Source organism: Rhodopseudomonas rhenobacensis, from assembly GCF_014203125.1.
Classification (GTDB): Bacteria; Pseudomonadota; Alphaproteobacteria; order Rhizobiales; family Xanthobacteraceae; genus Rhodopseudomonas_A; species Rhodopseudomonas_A rhenobacensis.
Genome location: NZ_JACHIH010000049.1, coordinates 1 through 20149, shown reverse-complemented (window position 1 = coordinate 20149; position 20149 = coordinate 1). Strand labels below are relative to the sequence as shown.

The following is a 20149-nucleotide window of genomic DNA, read 5'->3' as shown; positions in this document are numbered from 1 at the left end:
GCCCGAGCGAACCCGGAATCTCGCCGCGGGTGCGAGGCCGGGCTTGTCGCAAGATTCCGGGTTCGCTTGCAGCTTCGCTGCGCGCGCCCCGGAATGACAGCTCGATAGGTGCAGATGCGCCGCCTAAGGGCGAGCAGCTCAATCCTCGAAGCCGCCGGAGCCGCGCTTCGCCTTGACGTCGCTGCGGCGTTTTTTGCCTTCGAGCCGGCGGGTCTTGGAGCCGAGCGTCGGCTTGGTCGGGCGGCGGGTCAAGGGCCGCACCATCGCGGCGCGCAGCAGTTCCAGCAGCCGGTCGATGGCGTCGGCGCGGTTGCGTTCCTGGGTGCGGAAGCGCTGGGCGTGGATCACGATCACGCCGTCCTTGGTCATGCGCTGCCCGGCGAGCCGCGACAGCCGCAGCTCGGCGTCGGCCGGCAGCGCGATGCGCCGCGTATCAAAGCGCAATTGCGCCGCGGTGGAGAGCTTGTTGACGTTCTGCCCGCCCGGCCCCGAGGCGCGCACGAAGGTGACCTCGATGTCCTTGTCTTCGTCGATGAAGAGATCGCGGGCAATCCGCAGCATGGGGCACCGGGGGCGTGAGGTGGCGTTCTGTAGCACATCCTGGGCGACGCGCGGCAAGCCGGCGCGAGGTCTGTGAGTGGAAGCGACCGCCGCAGCGGCAGCGCGCTCCCTCGCCCCGCTTGCGGGGAGAGGGTCGGGGTGAGGGGGCGTTACCGCAAGGTCGGACTCGATGACGCGCCCCCTCACCCGATCGGCTTCGCTACGCTCAGCCAATCGACCTCTCCCCGCAAGCGGGGAGAGGTGAAGGCAGCACGTGTGATGGAAGCTAATTCGCCCGCGGCGGGGTCGAGACCGGCTCCGCCGCGGCCTGCGCGGCGCGGCCGACCACGACGGTCAGGAGCCCGTTGGCCCACAGCCGCTTCGCGGCGCGTTTGGCGTCGTCGAGCGTCACCGCGTCGACGATGGCGTTGCGCTTTTCGATGTAATCGATCGGCAAATTGTCGAGCTGATACTGCAGCAGCGCCGAGGCGAGCTTCGACGACGTATCCAGCGCCAGCATCTGCGAGCCCTTCAGATACGACTTCGCCTCGTCGAGTTCCTGCTGGGTCGGACCCTGCTCGGCGATGCGGCGGATCTCCTGATCGATCGCCGCCACGGTGTCGGCGGCGCGGTCGGCGCGGGTGCCGGTGCTGCCGATGAACAGCGCGGAATGCTCCATCCACAGCAGCGCTTCATAGACCGAATAGGCGAGGCCACGCTTCTCGCGGACCTCGTGATACAGCCGCGACGACAGCGTGCCGCCGCCGAGGATGTGGTTAACGACGTAGCCCGCCATGAAATCCGGATCGGCGCGCTTGATACCGGGGCCGCCGAACGTCACCGTGGTCTGCGGCACGTCGAGCGCGACGAAGACGCGCTGCGGCGGCTTCGCGGCGACAACGTCCGGCACCGCGACCAGTTCGGCCTTGGCCGGCAAACCGCCGAAGGTCTGATCGAGCAGCACGCCCAATGAGGCCGCATCGATGTCGCCGACCACCGCGATCTTCAGCGTGTCACGGGCGAGCACATGGCCGGCATAGCTGCGCAGATCGGCGGCCGCAATCGTCGGGATGCTGGCGAGCGTGCCGCTGGCCTGCCGGCCGTAAGGGTGATCGCCGAACGCCAGTTCGAGAAACTTGCGGCCGGCGATCGAATTCGGGTTGGTGGATTCGCGGCGCAGCGTCGACAGCAGCTGGGCGCGCACCCGCTCGATATCGTTGGCCTCGAAGCGCGGCTTCGTCAGCGCGGTCCGCAGCAGATCGAACGCCTCGGTGCGATGCTCCTTCAGCATTCGCAGCGAGCCGCGGAAGTAATCCCGGGTCGCGTTGAAGCTGAGCTCGATGGCGCGGCGATCGAGCCGCTCGTGATAGGTCTTGGAATCGAGATCGGCCGAGCCCTCGTCGAGCAGATTGGCGACCATATGGCCGAGCCCGGACTTGTCGGCCGGGTCCTGCGAGGCGCCGCCGCCGAAGGCGTATTCCATCGCGATCAGCGGCACGGTGGCGTCCGGCACGAACCACGCCTCGATGCCGCCCGGCGACACCAGCCGCTGGATCTTGGCGGCAGCGAATGACGAACTGGTCGACAGCGCGGCGGCGACGAAGCTCGCCGCAGCCACGAGGCCGATGCGGAGCGCGCGGGGGGCGAACATCCTCACGAGCGCTTCTCCTGCAGTTTCGCGGTGGTGTCCTTGATCAGATAGCCGGTCACCGAGCGGTTCTTGGTCAGCCATTTTTGCGCGGCGGCGCGGACCTGGTCGGAGGTCACGGCGCGAATCCGGTCCGGCCAGGCGCGGATGTCCTCGACGCTGAGCCCGACGGTCAGGGCCGCGCCGTACCAGCGCGCCAGCGTCGCCTGATTGTCCTGGGCGTAGATTGCCTCCGCAATCAGCTGGGTCTTGACCCGCTCGAGATCCTCGGCGCGCACCGCATTGGCCTCGATGTCGGCGACCACGCCGTCGATCACCTGTTCGATCTGGGAAAATTCGACGCCGGGCTTCGGCGTTGCCGCCACCATGAAGTAAGTGTCATCGACCGCGGTGCCTTGATAGGAGGCGCCGGCGCTGACCGCGAGCGGATGATCGATCACCAGCGCGCGATACAGATAGGAATTGGCGCCGTTGCCCATCAGCTGCGCCAGCACGTCGAGCGCGGCGCTCTCGCCGGCCGCCGCGGTGACGGCGGAGGGCACCAGGTAATAGCGGCGGATGGCGTTCTGCTCGACCCGCGGATCGGCCAGCGTCACGGTGCGCGGCCCGGCCGGGGTCGGCTCCTGCGGACGGATCCGGCGCGGCGCAATCGACGGCTGCGGCGGGATCGCGCCGTAGATCTTTTCCGCCATCGGACGCACGTCCTTGGCGTCGACGTCGCCGGCGATCACCAGCGTGGCGTTGTTGGGCGCGTAGAAACGCTTGTAGAACGCCAAAGCGTCCTCGCGGCCGAGCTTTTCGATCTCCTGGTGCCAGCCGATCACCGGCCGGCCGTAGGGATGGTTGAGATACAGCGCCGCCATGATCTGCTCGGTCAGCCGGGCGTCGGGATTGTTGGCGACCCGCATGTTGAATTCTTCCAGCACGACGTCGCGCTCCGGCAGCACGTTCTCATCTTTCAGAATGAGCCCGGTCATGCGGTCGGCCTCAAAGCCCATCATGACGCCGAGCTGGTCGCGCGGCACCCGCTGGAAATAGCCGGTGTAGTCGGTCGAGGTGAAGGCGTTCTCGTTGCCGCCGATCCGCAGCACGGTCTGGGTGAATTCGCCGGCCGGATGGTTGGCGGTGCCCTTGAACATCAGATGTTCGAGGAAATGCGCCAGCCCGGATTTGCCCGGCGTCTCGTCGGCGGAGCCGACCTTGTACCAGATCATCTGGGTGACAACGGGTGTGCGGCGATCCGGGATCACCACCACCTGCAGGCCGTTGCCAAGCGTGAAACTCGCCGGCGGATCCGAGGTCACGGTCTGTGCCGCGGCCGGTTTCGGCAACGCTACGGCTGCGACCGCCAGCAGCGCCGCTGCGATCAGGCTGGCGCCGCGCCGCTGCACAAATTTACGAGGGGAGGAAATGCCGAGCCCGGGACGTGGATCGCCGCCCGAAGCCGCGGTCAATTCTTGACCTCTTTGCCGGTCATCACATCGACGCGCTGGTTGTTCAGCGATTCCTTCGGGCCGGTGCCGTAGGCGTAATTCGGCGACGGCGTCTGGTAGCCGACCGGCGGCTGGGTCAGCGTCTCGCGGGTCGGCTCGCCGGTGAACGGCGAGGTCTCGGTCGTGGGGCCGCCGAACATGTTGCTGAACAGGCCGCCGGTGTAGCCGAGCTGCGACGGGCTGAGCACCGGGTTGGTGGAGCTGTTGCCCGGGTTCAGCGACTCGGTCGGCGTGGTGGCCTTGGTCTTGCCGGCGGCGAGTTCGGCCGGGGTCAGCGGCCGGGCGCTTTCGACGCCGGTCACCTTGCTCTTCTTGTTGAGCTCCCGCATCCGCTTCTGTTCCGCGACGCTGGGGTCGTTCGGCCAGTTCGGCAGATTGACCGCGGTCTTGCCGGTTTCCGGCGGCGGCAGGTCGAGCTTGGGCGGCACCACCAGCGGCGACCGCTCGCGGTAGGTGATGCCGCGGTTGTCCATGTTGGTGCCGCCGATCCCGGTCATGATGTTCTTGATCAGCTTGTCTTCGAAGGTGGCGTCTTCGTCGTCTTCGGGGTCCTCGGCGCGGGCCATGCCCGACGCCATCACCAGACCGATGCCGGCGACCACGGCGGCAAGCCGCAGGCTGCGCAACAGCATCCGGGCCGACGGATGCACACTCCAAGCGCTGGGGTCGATTACCCGCATTGCGTTCATCCCGTTTATCATGGCGATCTGCTCGACCAGCCGACAATGGCGGCGCCGCCTGCCCTGCAGCATCCTGATGGCTGTCGTATCAGCCGGGATCAGGGCGCTTTTACGGCGGGTTGGCCGAAGAAGGAGTCATACAGCAGGCCCACGACCCCGGCAACGATCGCCACGTCGGCAAGGTTAAACACGTACCAGTTGTAGGTCTTGCCGGCGATTTCGGCGTGCAGCAGCGCGAAATCCACCACCGCGCCGTAGGCCAGCCGGTCGATGCCGTTGCCGATCGCGCCGCCGATGATCAGCCCCAGCGCGACGGTCGCCAGCAGGGTGTGCGAGCGCGCCATCCAGATCGCCAGCACCACCACCGCCACCACCTTGATCGCCAGCATGATCGCCTGCCCGGTCGGCCCGGTTTCGGAGAACCAGCCGTAGCTGATGCCGGTGTTCCAGGCCAACACCAGATCGAGGAACGGCGCCAGCTTGACCGCGCCGTGGCGGCCGATCTCGTAACCGTAGAGCAGCCACAGCTTGACCGCCTGGTCGAGCGCCAGCGCGGCGACGGCGGCGATCAGCCCGGCGCGCAGCTCGCGGCTCATGGTGTGCGGTGCCCCATGTGGCCGAACGCCCTCGCACCACAACGCGGCGTCGTCCCCGCGCAGGCGGGGACCCATACGCCGTGTCGGTTCAGGTCGGGCAAGGCGGCCGTGATCATGGGAGTCCACCAACAAAATCGAACGCCAGGGGTTATGGGTCCCCGCCTGCGCGGGGACGACGAGAGGTTTATACTGTGGCCCCCAGCGCCTGCCATTCGCGCAGCGCCAAAGCGTCGCGCGGCGAGACGTCGGGAAACTCCTTGTCGTCGCCGACGGTCGGCAGGATCTTCCAGGAGCGAGCGCATTTGGTGCCCTGCGCCTTTTCCACCACCACCGCGACGCCGGCCAGTTCGTCCACGCCTTTGATGATAAACGCACCTTCTGGCGGCTCGCCTTCCCTCACCTCGTAGTTGGAAGTGATACAAATTTCTGCAAGGTCAATATCGAATAGCGTGGCTCGCAAATCAACGAATGGTGCGTTCCAGTCCGAAATGTAGATAATGGGAGAGGCCTCAAGTGATGAGCCAATGCGTTTCGCCGCGCGCTCGATCTCCAGCGCGCCAGTAACAACTCTTCGAATCTTTCTGATGATGTCCCACTTCTCCGCCAATTCATCGTTCTTGAACTGCCCGAGGCCGTCCGGGAACAGCGTCAGATGCACGCTCGGCTCGGCGTCCGGCCGATACAGCCGCCAGGCTTCCTCGGCGGTGAACGACAGCACCGGCGCCAGCCATTTCAGGATGGCGTCGCAGATCATGTCGATCGCGGTCAGCGCCGCCTTGCGCGCCAGCGACGACGGCGGATCGCAATACAGCGTGTCCTTGCGGACGTCGAAATAGAACGCCGACAGTTCGGTGTTCATGAAGTTGGCGAGCGAGGCCACCACGGTCTTGTAGTCGAACGAAGCGTAAGCCTCGCGCACCACCGCGTCCTGCAGCGAAAGCTGATGCAGCATCAGTCGCTCCAGCTCCGGCATGTCGGCGAACGCGACTGCGTCGTCGCGGTGGAAGTGATGCAGCGTGCCGAGCATCCAGCGCACCGAATTGCGCAGCTTGCGATAGGTCTCGACGATGTTCTTGAGGATTTCCGGGCCGATGCGCTGGTCGTCGGCGTAGTCGGTGGCGCACACCCACAGCCGCAGAATATCGGCGCCGGACGACGCCATCACCTTCTGCGGATCGGTGGTGTTGCCGAGCGACTTCGACATCTTGCGGCCGTTCTCGTCGAGCGTGAAGCCGTGGGTCAGCACCACGTCGTAGGGCGCGCGGCCGCGGGTGCCGCAGCTTTCCAGCAGCGAGGAGTGGAACCAGCCGCGATGCTGGTCGGAGCCTTCGAGATACATCACGCTATCCCGGCCGCCGTCGACCTTGCGCTTGATCCCGGCAAGCCCGGGGAAATGCACCGGGTCTTCCAGCACGAAGGCGTGGGTGGAGCCGGAATCGAACCAGACGTCGAGAATGTCGTCGACCTTCTTCCAATCCTCATTGGCGAGCGAGCCGAGGAAGCGCTCGCGCGCGCCCTCCATGTACCAGGCGTCGGCGCCCTCCGCTTCGAAGGCGTCGGCGATGCGCTTGTTGACGTCGTCATCGACCAGGATTTCGGCGGAGCCGTCGGGCTTCTCGCGCACGAACACCGCGATCGGCACGCCCCAGGCGCGCTGCCGCGAGATCACCCAATCGGGGCGACCGGAGATCATGCCGGTGATGCGATTCCGCCCGGCCGGCGGCACCCATTGGGTGACGGAAATGGCGCCGAGTGCGCGGGCGCGCAGGGTGTCGCCCTCCTTCACCTCTCCCCTCTGGGGAGAGGTCGACCCCGCAGGGGTCGGGTGAGGGGGCACGCCAGAATCGTGAGTTCGTAACCCCTCACCCGTCGCGCTCCGCGCGCCGACCTCTCCCAATGGGAGAGGTGAAGAGGCCGCGATGTCCTTGTCCATCGCGATGAACCATTGCGGCGTGTTGCGGAAGATCACCGGCTTCTTGGAGCGCCAGGAATGCGGGTATTGATGCTTCAAGCGGCCGCGGGCCAGCAACATGCCGGCGTCGATCAAGGCCTTGATCACGGCCTCGTTGGCGTCGCCCTTTTCGCCCTTGTCGGTGATCACCCGCTTGCCGACGAAGCCCGGCGCGTGATCGGTCAGCGCGCCGTTTTCGTCGACGGTGTAGGGGATCGCCGACGAAATGCCGCGCGCCTCGAGAGCCCGCGCATTGTGCATCCAGATGTCGAAGTCCTCGCGGCCGTGGCCCGGCGCGGTGTGGACGAAGCCGGTGCCGGTGTCGTCGGTGACGTGATCGCCGTCGAGCAGCGGCACGGTGAACTCATAGCCGCCGCCGACGCCTTTCAGCGGATGGGCGGCTTCGAGCGTCGTCAGAACGTCAGCAGGAACCGTGCTGACCTTCTCATAGCTGACGACGCGCGCCTGCTTGAACACCGCGTCCGCGAGCGTGTCGGAGAGGATCAACAGATCGCCGGGCTTCGCCCAATTATCAGCCGCAGCGTCTGTGACTTTGTAGAGGCCATAGCTGATCTTGGATGAGAAGCTGATCGCGCGGTTGCCCGGCAGAGTCCACGGCGTCGTCGTCCAGATGACGACGAAGGCATCCGCGAGGTCACCTCTCCCCGCTTGCGGGGAGAGGTCGACCGGCGAAGCGCCAGCGAAGCCGGTCGGGTGAGGGGGCGTCTCGGCAAGCAAGGGCCCCTCACCCCGACCCTCTCCCCGTGAAGAACGGGGAGAGGGAGAAGAGACCGGAAACTTCACCCACACCGTATCGGACGTGTAGTCCTCGTATTCGACCTCGGCCTCGGCGAGCGCGGTCTTTTCCACCACACTCCACATCACCGGCTTACTGCCGCGATACAGCGTGCCGTTGGCGGCGAATTTCATCAGCTCGCGGGCGATCTGCGCCTCGGCGAAAAAGTCCATCGTGGCGTAGGGATGCGCCCAGTCGCCGATCACCCCTAACCGCTTGAACTCCTCGCGCTGCACGTTCAGCCATTTCGTCGCATAGCCGCGGCATTCCTTGCGGAACGCGACCATCGCAGCGCTATCCTTGAAGTTCGGCTTCGGCTTGCCCTTGGAGCGATAATTCTCCTCCTCGATCTTCCATTCGATCGGCAGACCGTGACAGTCCCAGCCCGGCACGTAGTTGGAATCGAAGCCGAGCATCTGCTGGCTCTTGGTCACCACGTCCTTCAGGATCTTGTTCAGCGCGTGGCCGATATGGATGTTGCCGTTGGCATAGGGCGGGCCGTCATGCAGCACGAATTTCGGCCGGCCGGCGGCGGCCTGGCGCAGCTTGCCGTAGAGGTCGATCTCCTCCCAGCGCTTCAGCAGCTCGGGCTCGGCCTTGGGCAGCCCGGCGCGCATCGGAAACTCGGTCTGCGGCAGGTACAGGGTCTTGGAATAGTCGTTGCCGTCTTTTTGGGCGTCTTTGGCGGCGGCGGATTTTGCAGGCGTGTCGGACATGAGGATTCTGGCTCGGCTCAATGGGCGCATGAAACGCGAATGAATCGCGATGAAACTGCAACGATCCCGGTCTTGCGCCGAGCGAAGCTCAGGCGGAAGCCGGGCCGCTAATGCTGATGAAGGGGCGCCGTGCAGACATCGGCCCTCAATAGCAGGCGGGGGCCGGATCGCAAAGCCCTGCCCACGGTCTCGACCGTCATCCTTAAGGCGTTTTGCCGTTGCGCTTCCGTGCCGCGCGACTAATCTATTGAGAATGCGGAGGGAAATTCATGGCCCCGACCACGCGCGCGGAAATCTATGAGGATTTGAAGGAACGTCGCCGCCGCGGCGAACAGGCCGGCGAGGCGCTCCCCCCGACAACAGCGGGCCGACCGCTTCGCGATGTGTCGAGGACATCAGCCGCCAGCATGATGGCTCTCGAAATCTACGCCCTGGCCGACCGCGTGTTCGGCGACGAATCCAAGGCCGAGGCTTGGCTGGAGCGCCCCAATGCATCGATGTCAGGACAGCGTCCTATCGACCTGATGCAAGACCAACTCGGTGCCGCCGTGGTCCGGGAATCGCTAGAGCAGATCGACTCCGGGATTTTCGCCTGAGATCCGTCGATGCAGTTGTGGCGGATCTCCAATTACGCCGATCTATCAGGGCTTGGCGGGCTGCGGGCCAGCGGCCGATGGCACACCCGGGGCAAGCGGATCGTTTATCTGGCCGACCACCCCGCCAGCGCGCTGCTGGAAATGCTGGTCCATATGGACCGCGACCTGCTGCCGGCCAGCTATCGGCTATTGCGGGTCGTCGTCCCCGAGACCATCGCCATCGAGCGGATGGACGCTGACGCCCTGCGACAGGACTGGCGCGATTACCCTGCAACAACCCGCGACCTCGGCGATCAATGGCTTGACCGCGCCTCAAGCGCCTTGCTGCAGGTGCCGTCGGTGATCGTCCCGCAGGCCTGGAATGTCCTGCTCAATCCAGCGCATCCTGGTGCCGGCGCGATCACAATTGCCGAGATTATCGAAGCGCCGTTCGATCCGCGCCTGCTGCCGGAGGGATGAGCGCTACGGCGCCGAACTCTTGAGCGGCCGGGCCGGGTTGCCGGCCACGGTCTGGCCCGGCATCACATCGCGGGTGACGACGCTGCCCGCGCCGATGATGGCGCCGTCGCCGACCGTCACCCCGGGCAGCAGGATCGCGCCGCCGCCGATCCAGACGTCGCAGCCGATCCGCACCTGGCGGCCAAATTCCAGCCCCTCGCGGCGGGTTTCGGCGTCGCGCGGATGGTCGGCGGTGTAGATCTGCACTGCCGGGCCGATCTGGGTGCGGTCGCCGATCCATACCGGCACCACGTCGAGGATCACGCAGTTGAAATTCAGGAACACGCCGGCGCCGAGCCGGATGTTGTAGCCGCAATCGCAATGGAACGGCGGCCGGATCACCGCGCCTTGGCCGACCGCGCCGAGATGTTCGGAGAGCAGCACGTGGCGCTCCGACGCCGGGCGGCCTGCGGCGGCGTTGTAGCGCACCAGCCAGGCCTTGTTGGCGGCCTCGTCGGCCTGCAATTCCGGGCTGCCCGGGCGATACAGTTCGCCGGCCAGCATCTTGTCTTTTTCGGTCCTGCTCAGCCGATCTCTCCCAGCTTCGGAAACGCGTCGGGGGCCGCGGCGAGCGCGGCGCGGGCTTTCAGGCTATCGTCGTCCATCTGCCGGATCAGCGCGTCGATGGAGTCGAATTTCGCCTCCGGGCGGATGAAGTCGATGAAGGCGACGTCGAGTTTGGCACCATAGAGGTCGCCCTGGAAGTCGAACACGAATACTTCGAGCAGCGGCGCGCCGTTGTCGAAGGTCGGGCGGCGGCCGAAATTCGCCACCGCGTCGAAATGCCGACCGTTCATGCCGACCCGCACCGCGTAGATGCCCTGCTTCAGCCCGCAATGCGGATCGAGCCGGATGTTGGCGGTGGGATAGCCGAGCACGCGGCCGCGCTTGTCGCCGTGGATCACCTCGCCGGTGACGAACCACGGCGCGCCGAGCATCGTGGTGGCGTCAACGAGCCGCCCCTCGGTCAAGGCGGCGCGGATCGCGCTGGAGGACACCGGATGATCGCCGACGTCGACATGCGGCTGCACGTCGACCTCGATGCCGAGCTTCGGCGCTTCGCGGGCCAACAGGCTCGGCGAGCCGCCGCGGCCCTTGCCGAAATGAAAATTGTAGCCGACCGCGATGCCGGTGATGCCGAGCCGGCCGTGCAGTTCGTCGCGGATGAAATCCAGCGCCGGGGTCGCGGCGCGCGCCGCGTCGAAGCTCAGCACCACCGCGCCGTCGAGCCCGGCGCCATGCAACAGCCGCAGCTTGCCGGTGACGTCGGTGAGCGGGAATTGCGGCTTCTCCGGGCTGAAGAAACTGCGCGGATGCGGCTCGAAGGTCACCGCGAAGGCCGGCTTGCCATGCTTCCGCGCCATCTCCAGACAGGCATTGATCACGGCGCGATGGCCGCGGTGGACGCCGTCGAAATTGCCCATCGCCACCACCGCGCCCTTGGGGATCGCGGCCGCGGGCGTGGTGTCGCGGATCACGGCAAAGTCAGTCGTCATTGTCGGATTTCATTCAGTGGTAAGGTGAGGGCGGGACCTGACGCGGAGCCGCGGGCGAAGTCAAGCGCGCGACATCGCAGCCGTGCAACTCGCGGGCCAACCAGCCGGCCCGTAACACGCGGGCCACACAGCGAAAACTGCCGCGCCCCGGGGCGCCGCTAGCCGCCGCGCAACGGCGGCATCACCACCTGCTCGCGGCGGCAGCCGCGGCGGTCGATTTCCTCGCAGGCGCGGAATTGCAGATCCTTGCTCATGCAGATCCGCACTTCGCTCAAGCGCGACCGCGAACAGGTCACCGCGACCGCGGAATTGCTGAGGCCGGGATTGACCTTGATGAAGGCGGCCTCGACCTCGTCCGGCGCCACGGTCTTCTCCGCGGCGAGTTCGAGAAATTCCGGCGGGATCTTCACCGCGGCGCGCGCCTTGCGGACGGTCTCGAAATAGCCGCGGGCGCCGAGCCCCGAACAGGTGCCGTGCTTATCCCACTCGTTGTAGATCAGCCCCGGCGCCGGCATCAGGTCGAGCATCGACGCCATCAGGTTGCGGTCGAGCCGCGGCGCCGGGCGCTGGCAGTAGTCCGGAAAGCCGCGCTCATATTGCGGCCACAGCCCGTGCACCACGAAGGAATACGGCCGCTCGCCGCCGCATTGGGTGTCTTGCGAGCGCCCGGCATGGCCGCGCTCGGCGGCCTCCTGGCAGAACGACGGCGACCACGACAGCGCCAGCACGTAGAAGTCGAATTCGCCGGGCGCATTCTGCCGGCGGTCTTGCGCGACGGCCGCGCCAGCGGTCGCCAGCGTGATGGCGGTAATCAGCGCCAGTAAAATCCGAAAAGTCCCAGCCCTCGAATCGATCATTGCGACGTGTCCCCTGCCCGGCTCTGAGCCTAGCGGGGCGGTCGAAACGCTTCAACAACGCAATGAGTCGATACCGGCGCGCGGCCGATCAGGGCTTGGCGGCCTTGCAGGCCGGATTGTAGGCCCAGTTGCGGTCGAGCCCGACGACGCAGAATTCGACGCCGTCGCTGAAGGCGGCAAGGCCACCGTCCTCGATGATCGAGAAGTACACCGGGCGGGTCTTGCCATCGTTCAGCACGGCATCGGCGGCGCAATGCCGGCGCGGAATGTTGTCGGACTGCCAGGACCGGAACGCGACCTCGTGGACGCCGTAATAGCCGGTGATCCGCAATTCGGAATTCCAGAAGGTGCCTTCTTTGTCGGCGAACTGATGGGTGATGCTCGGCAGCGCCGCTTCACAGGCCGGCAGGTCGCCGTCATAGCGCGGGCCGGACAGCCAGAAATTCTTCTCCAGCGGATTGGCGGCGTCGGCCGCGGATCCGAAGGCCAACAGCCCGAGCGCAGCGCCGAGGCCAAGAGCGAGGCCGAGGGCGGGCAATTTCAACGAGGACATCAGGTCGCGCATGGATTTTCCGCCGGTGTTTGCTGCGCGGACGGTGCCGTGAAGCCTGCGCAAGGTCAAGTGCACCGCGGCAACACCCGCCGACAACTCGGCCGCGCGCGGCGGCGCGTTCTTTCCATCGCCGCCGCGGCGCTTTACAGTTAGACATGTTGGCCGCGCCGTGCGCGGTGACGCCGCGCGGCCGAGGCCGGCCGGTTTTCAAGGCAAGGGAGATTGCGATGCGAATGATCGGGGCTTTGGCCATCGTCGGCGGGCTGTTGGCCTCGGGCGCGTCGCAGGCCGATACCGTGGCGCCAATCCAGGGCAACGACACCGGCGGCATCATCTCGTATTCGCTGGTCGGCCAGACCGACATCCGCGCCATCGCGGTCGACCACTGCGCCCGCTACGGCAAGGTGGTGAAGCTGACGGGCGTGCAGGCGACCTATGGCGGCTACATCTCGTTCGCCTGCCGCTGGGTGCCGTATGGCGCCAACGAACGGCCGCTGCGCGCCGCCTACTAAGTCCGGCGGGCGCGGCTGCAGTCCGCCCGACTGATGCGCGACCAGCAAATATCAAGCGGCGGACAACGCCGTATCGGGAGAGAAACATGACGCGAGCGCTCAAAGCGATCTCGGCGGCCGGCCTGTTGGCCGCGCTGCTGTCCACGTTGCCGGCGCGGGCCGAGCCCGCGGTCGAACTGCCGACCCGCAAGGCCGGGCTGTGGGAATTGTCGATGCTGCCGGCCGGCGAGACCACGCCGAACATGACCATGCAGCACTGCACCGACGAGTCCACCGACAAGCAGATGAGCTCGTCGTTCTCGCCGATGGCGAAGTCGGCCTGCAGCAAGAACGAAACCGTCAAAACCGCGACCGGCTACAGCACCGACGCGGTGTGCAGCGTCGCCGGCATCCAGACCACCTCGCATTCCGAGATCACCGGCGATTTCAACGCCGCCTATTCGGTCAAGATCACCTCGCACAACGAAAGCGCCCCGGCCGGCGTGCCGAGCGACACCGCGATGACGCTGCAAGCCAAATGGCTCGGCGCCTGCAAGGCCGATCAGAAGCCGGGCGACATCATGATGCCGGGCGGCTTCAAGATGAACATCAAGGACGTCGAGAAGCTGAAGGGCCTGCTGCCGCGCTAGCGCCGGCTGCCGCTTGCCGCATGCCGCCCCACGCCGCTGACCGCGGCGCTTAGCGATAGGCACGGCGCGGGCAGCCCGCGAATATGGACGCCGGCGGACCGCCGCCCGCGACGGACTTTGCCCGTAACAACATCACTGGCGGACCGCCGCTCACGACAGACTTTTGCGGATGGCAAATCCGCGCCGGACCGCCGCCCGCCGCGGGCCTTTGCGCGTCCGCGAGCCGCGCGCTGTGGCCGCGCGGCCACCCTGCACAGCCATCCGCCCGCGCTCCATTGACAGGGCCCGCCCTCCCCTGCGATGTTACGTTATAACATTGCACATCCGATCACCCCAACTTCGAGCCCTGACCACCGTGGACTGGTTTCGCCGCAACATCCGAACCGGCACGCGGCTGGCGCTGATCGCGCTGGCGCTGCAGTTCGCTTTGGCGTTCGGGCATGTTCACGCCGGGCAGTTCGGTGGCGAGGCCGCCGCGCCGGCCCAGCTCTCGGTCGCGCACGCGATCAATCAACCGCAGCCTACGCCGCAGCCCGAGTCCGACGACGACGGCTGCGCGATCTGTGCTGTCATGGCGATGGCGCAGGCGCTGATCGCGCCATCGCCGCCGCTATTGCCGCTGCCTTGCGTCGCGCAACTACGCGACCGCGTCGCCGCGGCCGCGCCGGCATTTCGCAGCGAACCGCATCGCGCCTTCCAGCCGCGCGCGCCGCCGATTTCCTGATCTCGATCGAGCTGCAACGCCCCGACGATCGGTCCGCGCGACCGATCCGCCGCGGCCATTTCATTTCGCCGTCGATCAAACGACGGCACGCCCGCGCTCGTTTGCCAAGTGCGACGCCGGGCGCATCAGGATCGGGCTCCATGTCATTTCGTCCCTCGCAGCGTTCGCTGCTCGTCTGCACGCTACTCTCCTCGGCGTCGCTGTTGGCCTTCGATTGCGGCGGCGTCGCCGTGGCGCAGGACGCGGCCGCCACCGCGCTGCCGGAAATCACCGTGACCGCGCCGAGCCCGATCGTGCGGCGCAGGCCGGCCGCGGCGGCTGCACCGGCGTCGTCTCGGGTCGCGCGCACGGCGCCCGCTCCGGCACCGGCCGCGCCGCCGGCACCGCCGCAGCAAGGCGTGCTGCCGATCGTCACCGATCAGTTCGCAACCGTCACGGTGGTGCCGAACGAGGAAATCCGCCGCGCCGGCGGCGCCACGCTCGGCGATCTGTTGAATTCCAAACCCGGCATCACCGGATCGAGCTTCGCGCCGGGCGCATCGAGCCGGCCGATCATCCGCGGCCTCGACGTCAACCGCGTCGGCATCCTCGAGAACGGCACCGGCGCCGGCGGCGCGTCCGATCTCGGCGAGGATCACTTCGTCCCGGTCGATCCGTTGGCCGCCAATCAGATCGAAGTGATCCGCGGCCCGGCGGCGCTGCGCTACGGCTCGACCTCGATCGGCGGCGTGGTCAGCACCACCAACAACCGGATTCCCGACGCGCTGCCGGCCTGCGCGGCGGCACCGTTCCAGAGCTACGGTCTGCCGGTCAAAGCCCCTGTGGCAAACCTGGGGCAGCCTTCTTGCATGAATGCCGAGACCAGGACCGCGTTCAGCTCGGTCGATCGCGGCATCGAAGGCGGCATCTTGCTCGACGCCGGCGGCGGCAACGTCGCGCTGCACGCCGACGCCTATGGCCGCCGCGCCGGCGACTACGACATCCCCGGCGCGCCCTACCTCGGCGATCCCTCGGTCACCCCCGGCCGGCAGCCGAATTCGGCGGCGCGCGGCGACGGCGTCTCGCTCGGCGGCTCGTATCTGTTCGACGGCGGCTTCATCGGCGCGGCGGTGACGCAGAACGACGCGCTGTATCACATCCCCGGCCGCGACGGCGCCGACCACCAGACCCGGATCGATGCGCGGCAGACCAAGTTCACCGCCAAGGGCGAGTATCGCCCCGACGCCGCGGCGATCGAGGCGATCCGGTTCTGGGCCGGCGCCACCGACTACAAGCACAACGAGATCGGGCTCGCCGACGTCACCGATCCGACCTCCGACGGGGTGCGGCAGACCTTCACCAACAAGGAGCAGGAAGCCCGCGTCGAATTGCAGATGATGCCGTTCAACGCCCGCTTCGCCACGGTGACCACCGCCTTCGGCCTGCAGGCCGGGCATCAGGAATTGACCGCGCCGAGCCCGGACGATCCGGGCGCGCTGTACAACGGGCTGTGGAATCCGAACCACAACAGCCGCATCGCCGGCTATGTGTTCAACGAATTCGCGTTCGGCGCCGCAACCCGCGCGCAAATCGCCGGGCGCATCGAGCACGTCGAACTGAGCGGCAGCACGCCGGACTTCCCGGCCGACTTCCTGCCCGACGGCTCAGCGCAGGTCTCCAGCGATCGCCACCTCAACTACACGCCGAAGAGCGGCAGCCTCGGGCTGTTGCAGGATCTGCCCGGGGGCCTGGTCGGCAGCATCACCGCGCAATATGTCGAGCGCGCGCCGAAGCCGGCGGAATTATTTTCGCGCGGCCCCCACGATGCGACAGCAACTTTCGACATCGGCAATCCGAACCTCACCATCGAGACCGCCAAGACCGTCGAGATCGGACTGCGCAAGGCCACGGGGCCGCTGCGCTTCGAGGCCACCGCCTACTACACGCGGTTCAACAACTTCATCTATCGGCGGCTGACCGGGGTGATGTGCGGCGAGGATTTCGACTCCTGCGGCAACGGCGATCCGGAGAACGAAGGCCGCCAGGCGGTGTATTCGCAGCGCGACGCGATTTTCAAGGGCGGCGAGTTTCAGAGCCAGCTCGACGTCGCGCAGCTCTACGGCGGCACCTGGGGCGTCGAGACCCAGTTCGACGTGGTGCGCGCCACCTTCACCGACGGCAGCAACGTGCCGCGGATTCCGCCGGTGCGCGCCGGCGGCGGGCTGTTCTGGCGCGACGCCAATTGGCTGACCCGGATCAACCTGTTGCACGCCTTCGCGCATAACGACATCGCGGTGATCGCCGAGACGCCGACGCCGGGCTACAATCTGCTGAAGGCCGAAATCAGCTACAATACCAAGCTCGATCAAAGCTGGTTCGGCGCCCGCGAAATGCTGGTCGGCGTGGTCGGCAACAACCTGCTCAACGAGCCGATCCGCAATTCGGTGTCCTACAGCAAGGACGACGTGCTGATGCCGGGCTTAGGCGTGCGGGTGTTTGCTAACTTGAAGTTTTGAGGGAGGGGCCGTCGACTTCTGACGATGAGCGCTAACCGCGGCAACGCGTGAACGCGCTCGCGCGTTATTTAACGCGCACACCGCGAGGTCTCCCCTCCCCCTTGCGGGAGCGCGCTGCCGTTGTGGCGGCGCTCACGCCTCTCGGGCGAAACTCCAGTCCGGACGGATCGCGCCTTCGACGCCGGCGAAGGCGTCGTCCGCGAGTTCGGCGACCAGCAGCCGCTTCGGGTCGACCGGACCCGGCATGGTGACGCGGCCCTTGGCGATCGGCTTGAAGCCGACGCGGGCGTAATAGTCGGCGTCGCCGACCAGCAGCACCAGGCGGTGGCCCTTGGCCTTGGCGTCGCCGAGCGCGCGGTCGAGCAACGCGCGGCCGACGCCGCGGCCGCGGAACGGCGGCTCCACGGTCAACGGCCCGAGCAGCAGCGCCGGGGTGTCGCCGACCAGGATCGGCAATTGCCGCACCGAGCCGACCAGCAGCGTGCCGATTCGCGCGGTGAACGACAATTCGGCCAGATGGTCGACGTGTTCGCGCAGCCGATAGGCGCTGAGCGCGAATCGACCGGGGCCGAAAGTGCGTTCGTGCAGCCGCTCGATCGCCTGGGCGTCGTTGACGGTTTCACAGCGGATGGTCAGTGCAAGGTCGCTCATGCGGGCGCGCAATAGCATTTGAGACCGGCACGGTCCATTGCGCCGATCGCAGCACGGTCCCGCGATCGGAGCCCAAGGCTTGGTCGGACAGCCGACCTAGGATTCGGCCGACGTCCGCCAGGTCAGCGACGGCGGCGCGCCGCCCAGCACCTCGGCGATTCGCAACCGCGTGCCGAGCGTGGTATCCGGCGGCAGCGCGTCGATCGCGAAGAAGCCGCTGTCGGCGATCTCGCGGTTGGGCGCGGGCGCGCGGTCCTGGCGAAACTGCCGGATCACATAGACCGCGACGTGATCGCGCGGCGAGACGTGGCTGTTGAGAAACACGCCGTGCAAGTCCGGCTCGCCGACAATCTCGATGCGGCCCTCTTCCATCACCTCGCGGCCGAGCGCCTCGCGAAACGTCTCGCCGACCTCGACGCCGCCGCCCGGCAGATGCCAGCCGCTGACGTAAGTGTGCCGGATCAGGAACACCCGGCCGGCGTCGTCGAGCACCACGCCGCGCACCCCCAGCGTCATGCCGCGGGCCAGCCGCCAATACAGGTGAAACACCCGGCGCAGCGCCGGCTCCAGCGCGCGCCGCAATTTGTGAATGTTCGACACGACCGATCCTCGCGTGGCGGGCGGTTGACGCTTGCGCCCCGCCGGCCAGCTTGCCAATACATCCGCGGCTTTCACAAGGGCAGCTCGCGATGACCGTTTTCACGCTGGCGCATCTGTCGGATCCGCATCTGCCGCCGATGCCGGTGGCGACGCTGCGCGAGCTCGCCGGCAAACGAATCCTCGGCTATCTCAACTGGACCAAGAACCGCCACGTCATCCACCGCCGCGACGTGCTCGACACGCTGATGGCCGACCTGCGGGCGCATCGGCCGGATCACATCGCGGTCACCGGCGATCTGGTCAACCTGGCGCTGGAGCAGGAATTCGCCCCGGCGCGGCAATGGATCGAACGGGTCGGTCCGCCGGACCGCGTCAGCGTGATCCCCGGCAACCACGACCGCTACGTCCGCGACACCGCGGAGCGCTTCGCCGAGACGTTTCCGGACTACATGAGCGGCGACGATCGCAGCAACGCGGTGGTGTTTCCGTTCCTGCGCCGGCGCGGGCCTGTGGTGCTGATCGGGGTGTCGACCGCGGTGCCGACCGCGCCGCTGAGGGCCACCGGCTGGCTCGGCGAGGCGCAGCGCGCGGCGCTGGAAGCGCAGCTTGCGAGCCTCGCCGGCGATCCGGCGTTCCGGGTGCTGCTGATCCATCATCCGCTGCGCTCCAAGGCGCGCCACAAGCGGCTGACCGATTCGGCCGAGCTGCAGGCGCTGCTCGCGCGCCATGGCGTTGACCTGGTGCTGCACGGCCACGACCACGTGCATTCGACGATCTTTATCGACGGGCCGCGCGGGCCGATCCCGGTGGTCGGCGTGCCGTCGGCCTCGGCCGGCCCCGACGGCCACCGGCCGCCGGCGGCCTACAATCTGTTTTCGATCGCCCGCGACGGCGAGCGCTGGCGCTGCGACCACACCATCCGCGGCTTCGGCGAGGCGCCGGGGATCACCCAGCTGAGCGCGGTGCGGCTGACGCCGGAGGGGTGAGGCGCAACATTTTCTGGGTCGTCATCCTGAGGTGCCCGAGCATCGCGAGGGCCTCGAAGGATGCGGCCGCGCGTCGGTGTGGCTGCGACAGAGCCCGCGGCCCATCCTTCGAGACGCCCCGCTTCGCGCTGCGCGCTTCGCAGGGCTCCTCAGGATGACGGCGGAAGAGGTGGAGCCTCCGCCCCGCACGGGGAAACTAGGCGTTCAAAAATTCCGCAGGCTGGCCAAGAGCGCGACGCCGAACAGCGCCAGCGCGCCGACCAGGACGCCGAGCACGAAGCTCCAGACGCGGCCACGGCGCGGCGCGGGGAGCCTTGCGGCGGCGGGCGGCGCGGGCTCGGCCGGCGTCACCGCCGGCTCGAACGGCGCCACCGCGATCGCCCGCTCGCGCTCGATCATCCGGCGCGCCACATAGTCGGTCACCGCGTCGACGATCCGCGCCGCCTCGTGGGATTCCGCCAGCACGATGCGGCCGAACCGGGTGTCCTGGACGAAGCGGTACAGCCGCTTGTCGCGACCCATCACCACATGGGCGACGACGTCGATCCACAGCCGCGGATTGTCGCCCTGGCTGATGCCGCGGTCGAACAGATCGACCTCGGCCGGCACCTGGGCGAACAGCTCGTCCAGCGCTTCGTTGAGAATTTCCAGCCGGGCGATCTCGGCGTCGCGCAGATCGACCACCACGCCGGTGCGGTCGGCGGCCTCGATCCGGGCCTGACGCAGCGCGTCGCGCAGCCGGGTCGGTTTGGCGGCGCCGTTCGGCTGGCTCCCGGTGGTGTACGCATCCGACATTCACGCCCGCCTTCTCAACAGAGCCCCGGCGCGATTAACCTAGCAGTAACCCTGATCGGCGCAAAGGCCGTTTATTGTCAACCAGTTGCGTCGTCGACGGGCTGTCTTCGCTCCCCCCCCCGCCGTCATCCTGAGGCGCTCGCTGGTCGCGCGCTTGCGCCGACCGGCGAGCCTCGAAGGATGGGCCGCGGGCTCGTGGAAGCCGCGGCGCTTCGCAGCCGCATCCTTCGAGGCCCTCGCTGCGCTCGGGCGCCTCAGAGCCTGTGAATCTTTCATTTTGGTTGGCATGTCTGCTTTGGCATGATTCAATTTTGCAGCGATCAGGGAGTTGCTGCGA

The 20149-nt window shown here is 67.3% G+C and carries 20 protein-coding genes; 7 read left to right on the top strand and 13 right to left on the bottom strand.

What is annotated here, in order from left to right; all coding sequences use genetic code 11:
* Nucleotides 1-138: 138 nt before the first annotated feature.
* From arfB to ileS, 6 genes are all read right to left on the bottom strand, one after another.
* Complete coding sequence (gene arfB, locus HNR60_RS22930) at nt 139-561, bottom strand: alternative ribosome rescue aminoacyl-tRNA hydrolase ArfB (protein WP_184262545.1); 423 nt, start codon at nt 559-561, stop codon at nt 139-141.
* Nucleotides 562-826: 265 nt separating this feature from the next.
* Nucleotides 827-2191, bottom strand: coding sequence for a M16 family metallopeptidase (locus tag HNR60_RS22925; protein WP_246433074.1), 1365 nt, complete (start codon nt 2189-2191; stop codon nt 827-829).
* A 2-nt stretch (nt 2192-2193) separates the two neighbouring features.
* A complete protein-coding gene (locus HNR60_RS22920) occupies nt 2194-3558 on the bottom strand; it encodes a M16 family metallopeptidase (RefSeq protein ID WP_210313748.1) in 1365 nt (454 codons plus the stop codon).
* An 80-nt stretch (nt 3559-3638) separates the two neighbouring features.
* Nucleotides 3639-4361: a hypothetical protein gene (locus HNR60_RS22915; protein WP_184262541.1), complete on the bottom strand. Its 723-nt coding sequence runs from the start codon at nt 4359-4361 to the stop codon at nt 3639-3641.
* Between the two features lie 98 nt (nt 4362-4459).
* Nucleotides 4460-4957, bottom strand: a complete 498-nt coding sequence (gene lspA / locus HNR60_RS22910; protein WP_184262539.1) for a signal peptidase II — start codon at nt 4955-4957, stop codon at nt 4460-4462.
* Between the two features lie 184 nt (nt 4958-5141).
* Nucleotides 5142-8420 (bottom strand): isoleucine--tRNA ligase, encoded by a 3279-nt coding sequence (gene ileS, locus HNR60_RS22905; RefSeq protein ID WP_184262537.1) that lies wholly within the window; start codon nt 8418-8420, stop codon nt 5142-5144.
* A 269-nt stretch (nt 8421-8689) separates the two neighbouring features.
* On the opposite strand from ileS, the gene HNR60_RS22900 reads away from it, so the two are divergent.
* Complete coding sequence (locus HNR60_RS22900) at nt 8690-9016, top strand: MbcA/ParS/Xre antitoxin family protein (protein WP_184262535.1); 327 nt, start codon at nt 8690-8692, stop codon at nt 9014-9016.
* A gap of 9 nt (nt 9017-9025) precedes the next feature.
* Entirely contained in the window at nt 9026-9475 is a 450-nt protein-coding gene (locus HNR60_RS22895; RefSeq protein WP_184262533.1) for an RES family NAD+ phosphorylase, read from the top strand.
* Nucleotides 9476-9478: 3 nt separating this feature from the next.
* Here the strand turns inward: HNR60_RS22895 and HNR60_RS22890 are convergent, their stop codons facing one another.
* From HNR60_RS22890 to HNR60_RS22875, 4 genes are all read right to left on the bottom strand, one after another.
* Nucleotides 9479-10042, bottom strand: coding sequence for a sugar O-acetyltransferase (locus tag HNR60_RS22890; RefSeq protein ID WP_184262559.1), 564 nt, complete (start codon nt 10040-10042; stop codon nt 9479-9481).
* The gene (locus tag HNR60_RS22885) at nt 10039-11010 is read right to left on the bottom strand and encodes a bifunctional riboflavin kinase/FAD synthetase (RefSeq protein ID WP_184262530.1); all 972 of its coding nucleotides are present in this window, start codon (nt 11008-11010) and stop codon (nt 10039-10041) included. Before HNR60_RS22885 ends, HNR60_RS22890 begins: the two co-directional genes overlap by 4 nt.
* 158 nt (nt 11011-11168) lie before the next feature.
* Nucleotides 11169-11867 (bottom strand): ribonuclease T2 family protein, encoded by a 699-nt coding sequence (locus tag HNR60_RS22880; protein ID WP_184262528.1) that lies wholly within the window; start codon nt 11865-11867, stop codon nt 11169-11171.
* An 88-nt stretch (nt 11868-11955) separates the two neighbouring features.
* A complete protein-coding gene (locus HNR60_RS22875; RefSeq protein ID WP_184262526.1) occupies nt 11956-12432 on the bottom strand; it encodes a hypothetical protein in 477 nt (158 codons plus the stop codon).
* 215 nt (nt 12433-12647) lie between these two features.
* Here HNR60_RS22875 and HNR60_RS22870 point away from each other — a divergent pair, with 215 nt between their 5' ends.
* The 4 genes from HNR60_RS22870 to HNR60_RS22855 all read left to right on the top strand — a co-directional run bounded on the left by HNR60_RS22870 (nt 12648) and on the right by HNR60_RS22855 (nt 16780).
* A complete protein-coding gene (locus HNR60_RS22870; protein ID WP_184262524.1) occupies nt 12648-12932 on the top strand; it encodes a hypothetical protein in 285 nt (94 codons plus the stop codon).
* Between the two features lie 86 nt (nt 12933-13018).
* Nucleotides 13019-13561, top strand: a complete 543-nt coding sequence (locus HNR60_RS22865; protein WP_184262522.1) for a DUF3617 domain-containing protein — start codon at nt 13019-13021, stop codon at nt 13559-13561.
* 355 nt (nt 13562-13916) lie between these two features.
* Entirely contained in the window at nt 13917-14285 is a 369-nt protein-coding gene (locus tag HNR60_RS22860) for a hypothetical protein (protein ID WP_184262520.1), read from the top strand.
* A gap of 140 nt (nt 14286-14425) precedes the next feature.
* A complete protein-coding gene (locus HNR60_RS22855; RefSeq protein WP_184262518.1) occupies nt 14426-16780 on the top strand; it encodes a TonB-dependent receptor in 2355 nt (784 codons plus the stop codon).
* Nucleotides 16781-16912: 132 nt separating this feature from the next.
* Here HNR60_RS22855 and HNR60_RS22850 read toward each other — a convergent pair whose 3' ends face one another.
* A complete protein-coding gene (locus HNR60_RS22850; RefSeq protein WP_184262516.1) occupies nt 16913-17431 on the bottom strand; it encodes a GNAT family N-acetyltransferase in 519 nt (172 codons plus the stop codon).
* 96 nt (nt 17432-17527) lie between these two features.
* Nucleotides 17528-18031, bottom strand: coding sequence for an NUDIX domain-containing protein (locus HNR60_RS22845; RefSeq protein WP_347339370.1), 504 nt, complete (start codon nt 18029-18031; stop codon nt 17528-17530).
* 89 nt (nt 18032-18120) lie between these two features.
* Here HNR60_RS22845 and HNR60_RS22840 point away from each other — a divergent pair, with 89 nt between their 5' ends.
* On the top strand, nt 18121-19017 hold the full coding sequence (locus HNR60_RS22840; RefSeq protein WP_184262512.1) for a metallophosphoesterase family protein: 897 nt from the start codon (nt 18121-18123) through the stop codon (nt 19015-19017).
* Nucleotides 19018-19221: 204 nt separating this feature from the next.
* Here the strand turns inward: HNR60_RS22840 and HNR60_RS22835 are convergent, their stop codons facing one another.
* Nucleotides 19222-19812, bottom strand: coding sequence for a hypothetical protein (locus HNR60_RS22835; protein ID WP_184262510.1), 591 nt, complete (start codon nt 19810-19812; stop codon nt 19222-19224).
* Nucleotides 19813-20149: the final 337 nt, after the last annotated feature.